Source organism: Agrobacterium sp. AGB01 (genome assembly GCF_014851585.1).
Lineage (GTDB): Bacteria > Pseudomonadota > Alphaproteobacteria > Rhizobiales > Rhizobiaceae > Agrobacterium.
Genome location: NZ_JACVAB010000001.1, coordinates 95087 through 107550, shown reverse-complemented (window position 1 = coordinate 107550; position 12464 = coordinate 95087). Strand labels below are relative to the sequence as shown.

Here is a 12464-nt window from a genome sequence, read left to right as displayed (position 1 = left end):
CATGATCTAAAAAATAATGCCCGCCCGGTTTCTTGCCTGGCGGGCCTCATGGTCCATTAAGCTGCACACGCAGCTCCGTGTAACGAAGCGATCAGTGAAGACTTACGGTCTTGAGGTGATCTTCGGCAGCCTTGAAGAAGGTGCTGGAACGATTGTCAGTCAGCAGGATCGGTGTACCATCGGCACCGAACAATGCCCAAAGGTCAAGCTGCGGGTCGACATCAGGCGCTTCAGGAAAACAACGGCTGATTTCTTCAGCGCGCATGCGTCTGATATAACCCACCTCACCTGCCCCGATATGAGCAAGCTGTGACTGCGTAAGGCGCGAATGCGCATCCTTCAAAAGCATTTTATGCCTCCACATTTGCGAACGCTGTCACCAGCGCCCTTCGGAACCTTACGTTCTCATGAACGTCTGTACTGTTCCGCCAAGACCTGTCGCACTCAGTGCCCTTGTTCAAGCAGACGGTGCGTTGCGTCCTACTGTGAGACGGAAATGTTAATTTTCTTCACCATATGGGAAATTTCCGGACGAACGAGATCAATAGAAAGCAGGCCATTGCGCAGACGCGCTTCGCCAACCTTCATGCCCTCAGCCAGAACAAAAACGCGCTGGAACTGCCGGGCGGCAATACCGCGATAGAGAAAGTCGCGTTTTTCCTGTTCTTGCTGGCGCCCACGGATGATGAGTTGATTTTCGACTGTCGTGACATCAAGCTCTTCTTCGGAAAAGCCGGCAACAGCGATAGTTATGCGCAAGACATCGTGTTTTCCGTCTTCGCCATGCAATCTCTCTATATTGTAGGGGGGATAGCCGTCATTGCCCTTGATCATGCGCTCAAGGGTCTTTTCGATAGCATCGAAACCCAGCACCATCGGGCTACCAAAAGGCGTCATACGGCTCATCTTCTGTCCTTGTTTACCCAAGCGACGTTTTGCGAACCCGTCAATCGGCACTCGCAAACTTCCATATGGGAAGAGAAAGCCTGCCCTGCAAGGCCGCGTGGTGACACATCCGCAGCTTCTGTCGAGCCAACTTGACAATCCACTTCGGAACGGTCGAAAAGAACCACCTCACTCAATTGCAGGCGCACCATGACCGAACGCAGAAAAATCATTATCGACACGGATCCCGGCCAAGACGATGCAGCTGCCATCATGCTGGCACTGGCGAGCCCGGAGCTTGAAGTTCTGGGCCTGACAGCCGTTGCCGGCAACGTGCCATTGCGTCTGACCAGTCGTAATGTCCGCATTATCTGCGAATTGTCCAATCGTACCGACGTTCCGGTTTACGAAGGCGCAGAGCGCCCGCTGGTGCGTGAACCGATTACCGCCGAACACGTCCACGGCAGTACGGGCCTCGATGGCGCTGACTTCGATGAACCGACCATGCCGGTGCAGGACCAGCATGCAGTTGATTTCATCATCGAGACGTTGCTGCGCGAACCGGCTGGCACAGTCACACTGTGCACACTGGGCGCCCTGACCAACATTGCCACGGCCCTCAACAAGGCACCTGAGATCGCTCCGCGCGTCAAAGAACTGGTGATGATGGGCGGCGGCTATTTTGAAGGCGGCAACATCACGCCAGCTGCAGAATTCAACATCTATGTCGACCCACAGGCGGCCGACATCGTGTTCCGTTCCGGTATTCCAATCGTCATGATGCCGCTTGATGTGACACACAAGTTGCTGACAACAAAGGAACGCGTCGCGAAAATTCGCGACATCGGCACACGTCCGGCGCTGGCCATGGTTGGCATGCTGGAATTTTTCGAGCGTTTCGATGTCGAGAAATATGGCTCGGATGGCGGGCCACTGCACGATCCGTCGGTTATTGCCTACCTGATCAAGCCGGAACTGTTCACCGGCCGTGATTGCAATGTCGAGATCGAAGTCAGCTCTGAACTGACGATTGGCGCAACAGTCGTTGATTGGTGGCACGTGACTGATCGCAAGCGCAATGCCCGTGTGATGGGTGGCGTTGATGCAGACGGTTTCTTTGCGCTTCTGACCGAGCGTTTCGCCCGCCTCTAATGCGGTGCTGACATCACCAAGACCCCCATGAAAAAGCCACCGGATTGCGCCGGTGGCTTTTTTGTTCGGCAAACCTTGGTTTGTCTGGTCAGGCTTGGCTCAGAACTCAGTCCAATCTGCTTCCGCCAGCGCATTGGCACCCGACACGCGCGGCGCGGCACGCGCTGACACCGGGGCTCTTTTAACCTGATGTGACGGTGCAGGCGCGGCGGCAGAACGCATGGTGTTGGCGACAGAGTGCAATGGATGGCCGGCATTTCCAGACACCGCAAACTTCGCCACCAGCGATTTCAGCGTGTCCGCTTCGCCATTCAACGTCACGCTGGCAGCGGTCGTTTCTTCGACCATCGCAGCGTTCTGCTGGGTCACCTGATCCATCTGGTTGACCGCTGAGTTGATCTCCTTCAGACCGACGGCCTGCTCGCTGGCAGAAGCCGAAATCTGTCGGATCAATCCGTTAATCTCCATGACCTGCACGGCAATACGGTCCATTGTTTCGCCAGCACGACCGACGAGATCAACACCCTCATGCACCTGTGTGGACGAGGTGTTGATGAGTGCCTTGATTTCCTTGGCCGCGGTTGCGGAACGCTGCGCCAATTCACGCACTTCCTGCGCAACAACCGCAAAACCCTTGCCGGCCTCACCGGCACGGGCCGCTTCAACACCGGCATTCAGTGCCAGCAGATTGGTCTGAAACGCAATCTCATCGATAACGCCGATAATCCGGGAAATTTCCTGCGAGGACTGGGCAATGCCGTTCATGGAATTGACGGCCTGCTTGACGACGTCACCGGACTTTCCAGCATCATCACAGGCGTGATTGACGGTCTCAGCCGCACGTTGGGCATTTTCGGCACTGGAGTTGACCTGAGCAGTCAGCTCGTTCAGTGCTGCGGCGGTTTCTTCAAGGCTTGCCGCCTGCTGTTCCGTACGGTGTGACAGATCGCTGGCAGCACGGGTGATTTCACCGGTACCATTGCCGATGCTGAACACGGTTGCGTTAACAGTCATCATCGTGTCTTCAAGGCTGGTCAGGGCTGAATTGAAATCGGTCTTGAGCTTTGCGTATTCGCCTGGGAAGTCATCCGTAATACGGAAGGCGAGATTGCCCATTGAAAGTTCATTCAGACCGCTGCCAAGCGCTGAAACGATATGCATCTGGATGCGGCCGCTTTCATTTCGCTCGGCTTCAGAGCGGTTGCGCTCAACCTCTGCCGCAGTGCGCTGATGATCCGCATCCTGCTGGATGCGCAAGGAATCTGCCAGTTTGACACGGAAACCTTCCAGCGCTTTAGCGACCTCACCGGTCTCATCCAGTCTTTGCTGGCCGGACACCGTGTGGTCGTACTGGCCATTTTCCAGCGTCTTCACGTCCTTTACCAGGGCTGCAAGCGGATTGCGGACGAAGAAGCGTACGGCGAAATAAAGCGTCGTGATAACCGCCGCCAGAATAACCAGCGCGCCGATCACCATCAGGAAGGTCTGCTCATTGACCGGCGCATTGAGTGCGCTGTGCGGGATATCGACAAGCACGACCCACGTGGCATTGAGGCCCGGAACGGCGAATGGATAGACCAGACGGTTGAACGGTGTGTCGGTATCCATGCCGAGATTTTCTATCAGCCCGCCAGTGCTATTGGAAATCGCAGCCTTGACGGTATCTGCGCCATTATCGGCATAGGCCTTCATATTGAGATCAGCAGAGGGCGGCACCAACCATTGTCCGCCCTGCGATACCAGAGTCACTCGCCCAGTTCCGAATGGATGGATGGCCTGCAGCTTGGTCGAGAGCGATGCCAGCGAGATATCGACGCCTGCCACACCAATCATCTTGCCACCGGACAAAACCGGATAGGCAAGCGAGGTCATGGTAGTCGGAACCTGCGTACCTTCTGCCAGATAAGGCTGGGTAATAGCACCTTTGCCGGTTTTTGCCGCCAGCGAATACCATTCAGCGGCGTAGTCATTGTTGAAAGTCGAGAACTGAATTTCGTTGGTCTGGGTTTTCGACCAGTAAGGCGCAAATGCGCCATTGGCGTTCATGCCAAGTTCGGTCTTGCCCGCCAGTTCCGTCGTCTGGCCATCGAACAGGCCGATCTGCTCGCAGAACCAGCTGCCGAACGCAAATGCGTTCTGTTCAACATTGGCTTTGAGGGTGTTGACGATACCGGGGCGGTCCATCGACTTGCCCTCATGGGCACGTCCGATAACGCCGGCCATGGAACGCGCCGCACTTGCCATTTCCCCGACATCTGCGGAGATGGTGTTGGCGATCGCGCGCGCTTCCGTGTTGGCCTGCTCCATCGTCAGCGCGTGCACACGTTCGCTGGTCTGAAGGATAAGAAATGAATTGGATGCAACGAGAACCGTTGCAATGGCACCGCCTGTAGCAAGAATCAGCTTGGTCGAAAGCGACCTGATCTTGATATTGAACATCATTGCCTCAAATAAAACGCGCGAGTTTTGGCAAACCGGCACAATGGGTAACGAATGGGGGATGTCTCCATCATGGAGGGTCTGTTCAGTGCAGACGGGTCGCATTAATCTCGACAATTGCAATTTATTCGATGTTTCCTAAAATTATTATAAATAGAGTCCGAAGCCCAAAAAAAAATAAACGGCCCACATCCTTAGATGGAGACCATTTATCCTTGGGTTGTACTTTCACTCATCAAGTAACTGGCAAAAGTTAAACTGTATCCGGCTCATAAAACGACGCCACGATATCCCATGCCCGTTCTGCCGTTTCGGCAAAATGCAGCAATTCCATATCTTCCGGAGCAATCGTGCCGAAATCGGCCAGACCCTGGAAGTTGATGATTGAATGCCAGAACTTCTCGCCAAACAGTACAACCGGAATACGGGCCATGCGCTTGGTCTGGATCAAAGTCACGCATTCGAACAGTTCGTCCAGCGTGCCGAAACCGCCGGGAAAAATAACCACGGCCTTGGCGCGCATCAGGAAGTGCATCTTGCGGATGGCGAAATAGTGGAAGTTGAAGCTCAAATCCGGTGTGACATATTCATTGGGTGCCTGCTCATGCGGCAACAGAATGTTCAGACCAATCGATGGTGCGCCAACTTCCGAAGCGCCACGATTGCCGGCTTCCATGACGCCCGGACCACCGCCTGTGACCACGACATATTCACGATGATCGTATTTTGCGGCCTCTTCGGCGCACAGGCGAGCAAATTTACGGGCTTCATCGTAATAGACAGACGCCGCTTCAAGATTGGTCTTCTGGACATCATTCTTGGCAGCCCAGGCGGGCATGCCAGGTGCCGGAATTCGGGCACCACCAAACATCACAACGGTAGATTTGATGCCGCGCTCAGTCAGCACCATTTCTGTCTTGAGGAGCTCAAGCTGCAGGCGGACGGGGCGCAATTCTTCACGGCACAGGAAATCCGTGTCGACAAAGGCAAGACGGTAGGACGGTGACGCCGATTGTGCGGTTTTCGGAATGACTTCCGCCTGATCACGATCCGTCGAACTGCTTTTCAAAGGATCCCAAACACCGTCCTTCCGATGCAGCTTGCCGTTCTTCACTTTTGCCATTGCATTGCCTTTCCTTCACTCACGCCAACAGCGTTGACGCCATTCTCAAATCAGCGATCACCCTGCATGTCACCACACATGGTAAAGTCCATTCCGTTTTTTTGAAGCCATCTGCCCGACAGATCAAAAATTCATTCCGATTCCCGGACCAATGCTGTAGAGCATTTCCGAACATTGCCCGGGCTCTCCCGTCTGCAACGATAGTCAACGAAGTTTAAGGAATTCTCATGAGCAGCACCGATCTCGCTTCGCTTGAGCGCATCATTGAAACCGCATTCGACAATCGCGACACCGTTACGATTTCGACACGCGGTGAAATTCGTGATGCGGTCGAAACCTCCCTCAATCTTCTGGATGGTGGCAAAGCGCGTGTTGCTGAAAAGCAGGCCGACGGTTCTTGGAAAGTCAACCAGTGGCTGAAGAAGGCCGTGCTTTTGTCTTTCCGCCTCAATGACATGGGCATTATCAAGGGTGGTCCGGGTGCTTCCGTCTGGTGGGACAAGGTACCATCCAAGTTCGAAAACTGGGGGGAAAGCCAGTTTCGTGAAGCGGGTTTCCGCGCTGTTCCAAACGCTGTCGTGCGCCACTCTGCCTATGTGGCCAAGAATGTCGTGCTGATGCCGTCCTTCGTCAACCTCGGCGCTTATGTCGATGAAGGCACCATGGTCGACACATGGGCAACCGTCGGCTCCTGTGCGCAGATCGGCAAGAATGTTCACCTGTCCGGCGGCGTTGGTATCGGTGGCGTTCTGGAGCCGCTGCAGGCCGGCCCGACCATCATCGAGGACAATTGCTTCATCGGCGCACGTTCCGAAGTGGTTGAAGGCTGCATCGTGCGTGAAGGCGCCGTGCTTGGTATGGGCGTTTACATCGGCAAGTCCACTCGCATCGTTGACCGTGCCACCGGCGAAATCACCTATGGTGAAATTCCGCCATATTCGGTCGTGGTCTCCGGCACGATGCCAGGCAAGCCGTTCCCGAACGGTGAGCCGGGCCCAAGCCTGTACTGTGCTGTTATCGTGAAGCGCGTCGATGAAAAGACCCGTTCCAAGACCGGCATCAATGAACTGCTGCGTGACTGAGTGAAAGTGCAAGACATGCCCGTAACCGATCCCGTTTCCAATCTCGCCGCCCTTATCCGTTGCCCGTCCGTGACACCGGCAGAAGGCGGCGCGCTGTCATTGCTCGACAACTTGCTGACACCACTTGGTTTCCAAGTGGAGCGCATGACAGCGACGGAGGCGGGAACGCCGGACGTGGAAAACCTTTACGCCCGTATTGGCACCAATGGCCCGCACCTGATGTTTGCGGGTCATACCGACGTTGTGCCGGTAGGTGATGAAGCTGCATGGAGCCATCCGCCTTTTTCCGCCGAAATTGCCGGTGGTGAAATGTATGGACGCGGTGCGGTGGACATGAAGGGCGGCATTGCCTGCTTTGCGGCGGCGATTGCCCGTTATATCGAAAAGAACGGCGCTCCAAAGGGCTCAGTTTCTTTCCTGATCACCGGTGACGAGGAAGGTCCGTCCATCAACGGCACCTCCAAACTTTTGGAATGGGCGGCAGCTAAGGGTGAAACCTGGGATGCCTGCCTGGTAGGTGAACCAACCAATCCTGACAGGCTCGGCGACATGATCAAGATCGGTCGTCGCGGATCGCTGTCCGGCCGTGTCGCCGTACATGGTGTTCAGGGTCACGCTGCCTATCCGCATCTGGCCGACAATCCGCTGCGCGGTCTTTTGCAGTTGACGCATGCTCTGATGGACCCGCCATTCGACCACGGCACGGAGAATTTCCAGCCGTCCAATCTGGAAGTCACCACAATCGATACCGGCAACCCGGCGACCAACGTCATTCCGGCCAAGGCAACCGCGTCGTTCAACATTCGTTTCAACGACACTTGGACCGCCGACAGCGTAAAGGCTGAAATCGTACGTCGTCTGGATGCCGCAGCGGCCAATGGCGCGCTGCGCCCAGACAGAACACCTGCCAAATACGATATCGTTTGGGCTGACCGTCCAAGCCACGTCTTCCTGACCCGCAACAACGCACTGATATCGTCGCTTTCCGGTGCAGTTGCCGAAGTGACTGGCAACGAGCCAAAACTTTCCACGACCGGCGGCACGTCGGATGCCCGTTTCATCAAGGATTACTGCCCTGTGGTGGAATTCGGTCTGGTCGGTCAGACCATGCATATGGTCGACGAGCGGGTGGCGGTTGCCGATCTGGAAACGCTGACCCATATCTACGAAACCTTTATCGAACGCTGGTTTGCCAATGCCGCCGATTAGCGAAGTGCGCTCTTACCTGCATGGCCTCTGGCTGATGTTCTGTGGCGATCCGAAAGGTCAGAGTTATCTCGACCTTACGGATCGCGGCATGATGCGTTCGTTCTTTTCGGCGATATGGAGCCTGCCTGCACTTTTGCTGTCCTGGTTCTGGTGGCAGCGCGCCTTCAAGGTCGAGCAGGTTCTGGAGAGTATGTCCGGCCCTTCCTATTACCTCAGACTGGCACTGGTAGAAGCTATTTGCTGGGTCGTTCCGCTCGTATTGATTGGCGGCTTGATGTTGATGTCCGATGTGCGCGGCAAGTTTCCCGCCGTGGTCACCGTCGTCAACTGGCTGAACCTGCCTTTTGCCTATGCTTCTGCCGCACTGGTGCTGATTGCTGTGGTGGTGCCGGGCATGCAGGGCTTTGTAGCGCTGTTGTGGTTTGCGCTGCTGTTGACGCTGGTCTGGACGTTTTCGCGCATCCTTAGCCTCATCCTCGGTAAACAGCCACTGCTGGTTTCCACGGCTGTCATGACCCTGCTTATTCCCGGCATGTTGCTATCGGAAGTGCTGCAGCGCTTTCTGGGTGTCTACCCCGGATAAGCGTGTCGCGGGATGCGCCAAAAGGCGTGGTTATGATAAATCGTCGCCGTCACTGGTTATTTCCGCACGATTTTTTCGCGGCAGAATAACGTCAGGATAATCCACCTGCATGAAATACAGCCCTTCGGGCGGCGCCACCGGCCCACAGGCTTTTCTGTCCCGCGCCTCAAGGGCCGCGCGTACATCCTGCGGGGTCATGGTGCCCTCACCTGCCAGCTTCAAGGTCCCGGCGAAAGACCGTATCTGGTTGTGCAGAAAGCTCTGTGCCGAGGCGCGAATCTCGATGATGTTACCGTTCCGCGTCACATCCAGCCGGTCAAGTGTGCGCACCGGGCTGTTGGCCTGACAGTGTGTAGACCGGAATGTCGTAAAGTCATGTCGACCGACGAGCGTCTGGGCCGCCGCATGCATGGCGTCATGGTCGAGATCCTTCGACACCCACCAAGCGCGTTTATGCTCCAGCGCAAGCCGCGATTTGCGCGATATGATACGGTACAGATAATGCCGACGAACCGCCGAAAAACGCGCGTCAAAATCTTCGGTTACCGACATGACATCTAATATGGAGACCATGTCGCCAGCCATGGCAATATGGGCGTTCAAGGCATTTCTGAGCTTATAGGGCTCCCATTCCCGTAATAGATCCGCATGAATGACCTGTCCCATGGCATGGACGCCAGAATCGGTACGGCCAGAGCCACGGATCGACACGGTTTCTCCCGTTAAAGACAGAATAGCGTCTTCAATGGCAGACTGAACGGAACGATCATTTTGCTGCCTTTGCCAGCCGACAAAGGCCGTGCCGTCATATTCAACGGTCATACGGTAACGTGGCATCAGATCAGCCTCGTGCCTTCAGGCAACGCCGTACCGCGCAGGAAATCGGCTGCGGCAAGCGGTTTGCCTCCAGCCTTCTGCAGACGCTGAAGACGGATTGCCCCCTCTGCACAGGCAACCAGCAACTGATTGTCCAGTGCCGTGCCGGCAATGCCATTGCCGTTTTCAACTGTTGTTTCCAGAACCTTTACGCGTTCCAGCTTGCCGGAAATTTCGGTTTCAAACCAGGCACCCGGAAAAGGCGCCAGGCCGCGGATGTGGTTATGCACATCACGGGCCGGCCGTGCAAAATCGATACGCGCCTCAGCCTTGTCGATCTTGGATGCATAGAGAACGCCATCCTGTGCCTGCTTTTGCAACGGCAAGTCGTCGGCTTCCAGCTTGTTCATAGCCTGCGCCATCGCGCGTGCACCGGCAAACATCAGCGCGTCATGCAGCTGCCCGGCCGTGATGTTTTCGCCAATCGGCACCTTGACTGTCAAGGCAACAGGGCCGGTGTCCAGCCCCTTGTCCATTTTCATCACCATCATGCCTGTTTCCTTATCACCGGCCATGATGGCACGCTGAATAGGTGCAGCGCCACGCCAGCGCGGAAGAAGCGAGGCATGTCCATTGTAGCAGCCAAGCCGGGTTCCGGTCAGAATGGCTTCCGGCAACAACAGCCCATAGGCAACCACCACAGCTACATCCGCGTCGAACGAGCGGAATTGTTGCCGGTCTTCCTCGGCCTTAAAATTCACGGGAGTGAAAACCGGAATGCCGAGCAATTCAGCAGCCTGATGCACAGGGGATTTTTGAAGGTCCAGACCACGCCGCCCACCGGGACGCGGTGGCTGGCTGTAAACGGCCACCACCTGATGGCCAGCCTCCACGAGAGCCCGCAAGGTTGCCACCGAAAATTCCGGTGTTCCCATAAAGATGATGCGAAGAGACACGGACGCCTCCCTGAGTTTTGCGGCCCGGAAAAAACCTTGCCGGTTGAATGACCGGCACAGGCAGGATCAGGCTTTCGCCTTGGCGATCTTGGTGAATTTCTTGATGACCATATCGCGCTTCAGGCGCGAAATGTGGTCGATGAACAGCACGCCGTTCAAATGGTCAATTTCATGCTGCAGGCAGGTTGCGAGCAGACCATCTGCTTCAAGGGTCTGCTGCTTACCAGTGCGGTCGACGTAATTGACCGTCAATCCGGCAGGGCGTTCCACTTCCGCATAATAATCGGGAATGGAAAGGCAGCCTTCCTCGTAGGTCGACAGATCATCGGTGGTTTTGACGATTTCCGGATTGATGAAAACAATCGGCGCTTTTTCTTCATCCTCACGGGACACGTCGATCACCAGCATACGGCGAGCGACGCCGATCTGGATGGCAGCAAGGCCAATACCGGGCGCATCATACATGGTTTCCAGCATGTCATCGGCAAGCTGGATGATTTGTGAATCAACCTGTTCGACTGGTGTTGAAACCTGTCTCAGCAAGGGATCTGGAAGAATGATAAGTGGTTTGATGGTCATGGCTTCCCATAACCCATCTGATTGCCAGAGGAAATGAAAAAACACATCATCGTCTCACCACGATAAATCATGTCTTAAGCAGTCAGCCGAGAAGCTCAGCCCGCCCGGCGCGCGGTTTCCCAACCCGCATTGGACTGGCGATGTGTGTCTCTCGTTTTGAACTTGTTGAGTGCACCGACAAGCTGCTCGACCTGGTGACGAAGCGTGACGGTTTCCGCTGATGTTTGCTCAACCATCGCAGCATTTTGCTGGGTGATGGTGTCCATGGCGCCGATGGCGGAGTTCACTTCGCGTAAGCCGCCTGACTGATCTTCCGCAGCCGTTGCAATTTGGGATACGATGCGATCAATGTCACCAATCCTGTCGGTGATCATGCGCAGGGCATCACCGGCATTGTTGACCAGGCCGACGCCGGACTGCACCTGACTGGTGCTCTGGGAGATCAGGGCTTTGATTTCTCTCGCGGCGTTGGCACAGCGTTGCGCCAGTTCACGCACCTCCTGCGCCACCACAGCAAATCCGCGTCCCGCCTCACCGGCCCGAGCAGCTTCAACCCCGGCATTCAGCGCAAGCAGGTTTGTCTGGAACGCAATCTCATCAATCACACCGATGATTTTAGAAATTTCGTTGGAGGAATGGGCGATATCTCCCATCGCCTTGACAGCGCTGGTCACCACCTCGCCAGAGGTTTGTGCATCACTCAGAGCTGCGCCGACGGCTGAGGCAGCCTTCTGTGCACCATTTGCCGTGACTGCCACACTTTGGGTCAATTCGTGCAGTGCAGCGGTGCTTTCTTCCAGGCCCGCCGCCTGCTGCTCTGTACGCTGCGAAAGATTTTCCGTCGCATTGGCAATACTGGTGGCGACATTCAGAATTTCTTCTGCCGTGTGACGCACCGCCGCGATGGTGTCATTCAGGGTTTCAACCGAGACATTATAGTCATTGCCGATCTTTTCGAAATTATCAGGCAATTTTTCTGTCAGACGCGTCTCCAGGTCCCCCTTGGAAAGAGCAGACAGAAGTTTAGTGAGTGACGCAAGCGCCTGTTGCTGTTCACGCAGATTGCGCTGGCGCTCTTCTTCGAGTTGCTTGCGCTGTGCGTCAAGAATTTCGAGGTAGATGGAAATGGAATAGTCCATATCCAGCACCGAAGCCTTGACGATTGCCGAAACGTCCTCTGCCAGTCCCTTGGACTTGCGTTTGCCAAATCGGGATGGCCAACGCTCTTTGACAACCGCATGGATCAGTTGTTCCATCAGCAGAGCGTAACCACCCATGTACCAGCGGGGTTCAAGACCGATACGGGCATGCGCCTGGCCAACCGCCTGCACGCCTTCAACGTATTTTTCATCATAGGCTGCGGCACCAACAACACCCCAATGCTCGACCTGACGTTTTTTCGCACCCTGAATGTGATTTTCGTTGCGGAAAAATGCCGCCGTCTCGGGCGTCGACCGCACCTTAGTGTAGAACGTATCGAGCGCAGATCCGACATTACCTGCAATCACCGGCTCAAGATCTTTCAGCCTCTTGCGCGCCTCAGTGTCCAGACCAATAAAATCGAGCCGCTTGGCGAGCACCTGTTTGCTGTCGTTGTTTGTCATGCACGGTCCCCTTAACCCCGATAAGGCCACGATCCC

At 55.6% G+C, this 12464-nt stretch carries 12 protein-coding genes; 4 read left to right on the top strand and 8 right to left on the bottom strand.

The annotated features are described in order from the left end of the window. Window positions 1–91: 91 nt before the first annotated feature. The gene (locus tag IB237_RS00530) at window positions 92–349 is read right to left on the bottom strand and encodes a DUF1150 family protein (RefSeq protein ID WP_192486677.1); all 258 of its coding nucleotides are present in this window, start codon (window positions 347–349) and stop codon (window positions 92–94) included. Between the two features lie 131 nt (window positions 350–480). Further along, window positions 481–906 carry an Hsp20 family protein gene (locus tag IB237_RS00525; RefSeq protein ID WP_192486676.1) on the bottom strand — a complete coding sequence of 142 codons (426 nt, stop codon included), beginning with the start codon at window positions 904–906 and terminating at the stop codon, window positions 481–483. Between the two features lie 189 nt (window positions 907–1095). On the opposite strand from IB237_RS00525, the gene IB237_RS00520 reads away from it, so the two are divergent. Continuing rightward, window positions 1096–2037 (top strand): nucleoside hydrolase, encoded by a 942-nt coding sequence (locus IB237_RS00520; protein ID WP_192486675.1) that lies wholly within the window; start codon window positions 1096–1098, stop codon window positions 2035–2037. A 99-nt stretch (window positions 2038–2136) separates the two neighbouring features. On the opposite strand, the gene IB237_RS00515 is transcribed toward IB237_RS00520, so the two are convergent. Both IB237_RS00515 and IB237_RS00510 read right to left on the bottom strand, forming a co-directional pair. Continuing rightward, window positions 2137–4476, bottom strand: coding sequence for a methyl-accepting chemotaxis protein (locus IB237_RS00515; protein WP_192486674.1), 2340 nt, complete (start codon window positions 4474–4476; stop codon window positions 2137–2139). Between the two features lie 253 nt (window positions 4477–4729). Then, window positions 4730–5599: an LOG family protein gene (locus IB237_RS00510; protein ID WP_192486673.1), complete on the bottom strand. Its 870-nt coding sequence runs from the start codon at window positions 5597–5599 to the stop codon at window positions 4730–4732. 227 nt (window positions 5600–5826) lie between these two features. Between IB237_RS00510 and dapD the strand changes: the two genes are divergently transcribed. Genes dapD through IB237_RS00495 form a run of 3 tightly spaced genes read left to right on the top strand, consistent with a single transcriptional unit; the run spans window position 5827 to window position 8473 of the window. Beyond that, window positions 5827–6681: a 2,3,4,5-tetrahydropyridine-2,6-dicarboxylate N-succinyltransferase gene (dapD, locus tag IB237_RS00505; RefSeq protein WP_192486672.1), complete on the top strand. Its 855-nt coding sequence runs from the start codon at window positions 5827–5829 to the stop codon at window positions 6679–6681. A gap of 15 nt (window positions 6682–6696) precedes the next feature. Further along, the gene (gene dapE / locus IB237_RS00500; protein WP_192486671.1) at window positions 6697–7890 is read left to right on the top strand and encodes a succinyl-diaminopimelate desuccinylase; all 1194 of its coding nucleotides are present in this window, start codon (window positions 6697–6699) and stop codon (window positions 7888–7890) included. Beyond that, window positions 7877–8473 (top strand): hypothetical protein, encoded by a 597-nt coding sequence (locus tag IB237_RS00495; RefSeq protein ID WP_192486670.1) that lies wholly within the window; start codon window positions 7877–7879, stop codon window positions 8471–8473. Before dapE ends, IB237_RS00495 begins: the two co-directional genes overlap by 14 nt. Before the next feature lie 30 nt (window positions 8474–8503). On the opposite strand, the gene truA is transcribed toward IB237_RS00495, so the two are convergent. The 4 genes from truA to IB237_RS00475 form a co-directional block, all read right to left on the bottom strand. Beyond that, entirely contained in the window at window positions 8504–9310 is an 807-nt protein-coding gene (truA, locus tag IB237_RS00490) for a tRNA pseudouridine(38-40) synthase TruA (protein ID WP_192486669.1), read from the bottom strand. Next, on the bottom strand, window positions 9310–10245 hold the full coding sequence (gene fmt / locus IB237_RS00485) for a methionyl-tRNA formyltransferase (protein WP_192486668.1): 936 nt from the start codon (window positions 10243–10245) through the stop codon (window positions 9310–9312). Before fmt ends, truA begins: the two co-directional genes overlap by 1 nt. Window positions 10246–10311: 66 nt before the next feature. Next, window positions 10312–10824 carry a peptide deformylase gene (gene def, locus IB237_RS00480; protein WP_192486667.1) on the bottom strand — a complete coding sequence of 171 codons (513 nt, stop codon included), beginning with the start codon at window positions 10822–10824 and terminating at the stop codon, window positions 10312–10314. Window positions 10825–10919: 95 nt separating this feature from the next. Next, a complete protein-coding gene (locus IB237_RS00475; RefSeq protein ID WP_192486666.1) occupies window positions 10920–12428 on the bottom strand; it encodes a globin-coupled sensor protein in 1509 nt (502 codons plus the stop codon). Between the last annotated feature and the right edge of the window lie 36 nt (window positions 12429–12464).

What these genes read in the sequence shown, in the direction of transcription:
- IB237_RS00530 (WP_192486677.1), bottom strand. Translation starts at nt 349, where the DNA reads ATGCTTTTGAAGGATGCGCATTCGCGCCTTACGCAGTCACAGCTTGCT.
- IB237_RS00525 (WP_192486676.1), bottom strand. Translation starts at nt 906, where the DNA reads ATGAGCCGTATGACGCCTTTTGGTAGCCCGATGGTGCTGGGTTTCGAT.
- IB237_RS00520 (WP_192486675.1), top strand. Translation starts at nt 1,096, where the DNA reads ATGACCGAACGCAGAAAAATCATTATCGACACGGATCCCGGCCAAGAC.
- IB237_RS00515 (WP_192486674.1), bottom strand. Translation starts at nt 4,476, where the DNA reads ATGTTCAATATCAAGATCAGGTCGCTTTCGACCAAGCTGATTCTTGCT.
- IB237_RS00510 (WP_192486673.1), bottom strand. Translation starts at nt 5,599, where the DNA reads ATGGCAAAAGTGAAGAACGGCAAGCTGCATCGGAAGGACGGTGTTTGG.
- dapD (WP_192486672.1), top strand. Translation starts at nt 5,827, where the DNA reads ATGAGCAGCACCGATCTCGCTTCGCTTGAGCGCATCATTGAAACCGCA.
- dapE (WP_192486671.1), top strand. Translation starts at nt 6,697, where the DNA reads ATGCCCGTAACCGATCCCGTTTCCAATCTCGCCGCCCTTATCCGTTGC.
- IB237_RS00495 (WP_192486670.1), top strand. Translation starts at nt 7,877, where the DNA reads ATGCCGCCGATTAGCGAAGTGCGCTCTTACCTGCATGGCCTCTGGCTG.
- truA (WP_192486669.1), bottom strand. Translation starts at nt 9,310, where the DNA reads ATGCCACGTTACCGTATGACCGTTGAATATGACGGCACGGCCTTTGTC.
- def (WP_192486667.1), bottom strand. Translation starts at nt 10,824, where the DNA reads ATGACCATCAAACCACTTATCATTCTTCCAGATCCCTTGCTGAGACAG.
- IB237_RS00475 (WP_192486666.1), bottom strand. Translation starts at nt 12,428, where the DNA reads ATGACAAACAACGACAGCAAACAGGTGCTCGCCAAGCGGCTCGATTTT.